The organism is Hyalangium sp., assembly GCF_035629615.1.
GTDB lineage: Bacteria > Myxococcota > Myxococcia > Myxococcales > Myxococcaceae > Hyalangium.
Genome location: NZ_DASPHO010000596.1, coordinates 1 through 2,446, shown reverse-complemented (window position 1 = coordinate 2,446; position 2,446 = coordinate 1). Strand labels below are relative to the sequence as shown.

2 protein-coding genes and 2 pseudogenes are annotated in these 2,446 nt (G+C 67.6%); 3 read left to right on the top strand and 1 reads right to left on the bottom strand.

The window, feature by feature from the left end; genetic code table 11:
- A pseudogene (locus VD972_RS30025) lies at positions 1 to 325 on the bottom strand (hypothetical protein); the annotation flags it as partial.
- Between VD972_RS30025 and VD972_RS30020 the strand changes: the two are divergent.
- From VD972_RS30020 to VD972_RS30010, 3 genes and pseudogenes are all read left to right on the top strand, one after another.
- Positions 297 to 800: a hypothetical protein gene (locus VD972_RS30020; protein ID WP_324992198.1), complete on the top strand. Its 504-nt coding sequence runs from the start codon at positions 297 to 299 to the stop codon at positions 798 to 800. The pseudogene VD972_RS30025 and the gene VD972_RS30020 sit on opposite strands and share 29 nt — an antisense overlap.
- 166 nt (positions 801 to 966) lie before the next feature.
- Positions 967 to 2,034, top strand: coding sequence for a putative zinc-binding metallopeptidase (locus VD972_RS30015; RefSeq protein ID WP_324992197.1), 1,068 nt, complete (start codon positions 967 to 969; stop codon positions 2,032 to 2,034).
- Between the two features lie 78 nt (positions 2,035 to 2,112).
- Positions 2,113 to 2,446: pseudogene (locus tag VD972_RS30010) on the top strand (D-alanine--D-alanine ligase); the annotation flags it as partial.

The following is a 2,446-nucleotide window of genomic DNA, read 5'->3' as shown; positions in this document are numbered from 1 at the left end:
CCGCCGAGCAGATGGAGGCGCGGCCCTCGGGTGGGGCCGCCGGGCGCGAGGGCGGTGGCAGCGGCAGCAGGCCCAGCATCTCCGGAGCGCGCAGGGCTGGGAGCGCCAACAGTGCGCGGCCCTCGAAGGCTTCTTCCTCCGCTCCGGCCCGGGGCTCCCTGCCTTCCAACGTCGTTGTCGCCAAGAGCGCCGCCGGCAGCGCGCCGTCCGCCAGCCGGTCTCGTCCCGGTGGCGGGACGTCCCAGCGGGCTCCTGCCGCGGCACCGCCCCCTCCCGCTCCACCTCCTCCCGAGGGCATGTCCGCGGGCAAGAAGGCGGCGCTCATCGGCCTCCCCGTGCTCCTGCTCGCAGCGGGCGCCGCGGTGTGGGTCCTGAAGCCGGGAGGAAGCCCTCCCCCGCAACCGCCGCACGTGGTCGAGGTGCATCGCACGGAGACGCCCCAGCCTCCGCAGAACCAGGCTCCCCCGGAGGAGACGAAGCCCCCACCGCCCACGGTCAATCCGATGGTCCTGGTGAAGTGCAGCTCCTCGCCCACGGGCGCCGCCATCTTGAACGACGAGGGCGTGCAGATCGGCACCGCGCCCTTGGACCTGAAGCTCTCCCGAGAGAAGAAGCACAAGCTCACCTTCCGGCTCTCGGGCTTCCAGGATGTCGATCGCTCCCTGGACTTCAGCGCCTCGGACAGCGACTCCATGCAGGTGGACGTGACGCTGCCGGCTGTCGCGAAGCCATCCTCGGGAACCAGCAAGAAGCCCCCGAAACAGGGCTCCAGCGGCTCTGACATCTCTGTCTTCGAGTAGGCCCCGCCAGGCAGCAGGGCCCTCTCCAGGCAGGTATACCTACATCCAGACAGGGTCGTTGGGTCCCATAATATCCAGTCTTTCCGGTAGGTTGCATGTACCTGGAAGGGGGCCAATTTACCGCGAAGGGCTCGCCATTAGACTTCGAGGCCCCCCTAGGGACCCGATGCTATCGACCTCCCAGATCACCTTCCGCGAGAAGACCCTCGCCGACCCCCACGAAGCGGCGGAGTCACCTCGCCGCCCAGAGCGCGAGGCGCTGCTCCAGGCCCGCATCAAGGATCTCAAGCTCCACCTGAAGGGCACGGCCCTGGAGCGCTACATCCACCAGCTCTACAGCGAGCTGGAGGCCAAGGGCCTCTCGTTCCGGCCGGAGTGCTACCTGTCGGATCAGTGGGGCTGCCCGTCCGGTGTGCCGGTGATCGGGCTGCCGTTCTACCTGGCGGATCCCCGGCTGCACTCCATCGAGGCGGAGCTGGGTGGAGAGGCGGAGACGGAGCGCGAGATCCTCATGTACCTGCGCCATGAGGCCGGGCACGCCTTCAACTACGCCTATCGCCTCTACGACACGGACGAGTGGCGGAAGATCTTCGGGGACTACTCCAAGCCCTACGATGAGACGTACAAGCCGCGCCCGTTCAGCCGCAAGTACGTGGTGCACATCTCCGGCTGGTACGCGCAGAAGCACCCGGACGAGGACTTCGCGGAGACGTTCGCGGTGTGGCTCACGCCGGGCCTGGACTGGCACAAGCGCTACGCAGGCTGGGGCGCGCTCAAGAAGCTCCAGTACGTGGACGAGGTCATCAAGCGCGTGGGCCGCGCGTCGCCGCTGGTGCAGCTGGCCGAGAAGGATCTGGACGTGGAGGACATGGAGGAGACGGTGCTCGATCACTACCGCCAGCGGCAGCTCGAGGAGCGGGTGGAGCTGTCGCTGCGCGAGCACCTGGATCAGGATCTGCTGGGACTGTTCGAGCCCCCGGACACCGCGCCGGCCAGCGCGGAGACGCTCGTACGCGCCGAGCGCCAGTCGCTCATCCAGTCCGTCACCCAGTACAGCGGCGTAGGCCGCCCGGTGGTGGTGGCGCTGGTGGATCACCTGATCGAGCGCGCCGCCGCGCTGCGCCTCAGCATCCACCTGGACAAGACGCGCGAGTACCTCACCAAGCTCACCTCGCTGGTCACGGCGCTGGCGATGAACTACCTCTACACCGACCGCTTCTTCGAAGTGGACTGATCACGGCGAACGAAAAGTGCGGGGGCGATCGCGTGCCTGGGTGCATGACGCGCGATGACGTCTTACACTTGCGGGGTCATGCCCGTTCCGCCCTTGAAGATCGCCGTCTTGCACTACCAGCCGGACGGAGAGCCCGTAGACGCCGTCGTGACCCAGGTGGGGGAGACCCTGCGGCAGCTGGGGCATGACGTCTGCACCGTCGCCGTGAGCGACCGCGTCTTCAACATCCTCCAGGAGATCGAGCGCTCGAAGTGTGACCTGGTGTTCAACCTCTGCGAGACCTTCGCGGAGGACTACCGGATGGAGGTGAACGTCGCGGCGCTGATGGAGATGGCGCGGGTGAAGTTCACCGGCTCTGGGACGGCGGGGCTGCTGCTGGCGCAGGACAAGATCCTCACCAAGCAGCTGCTCG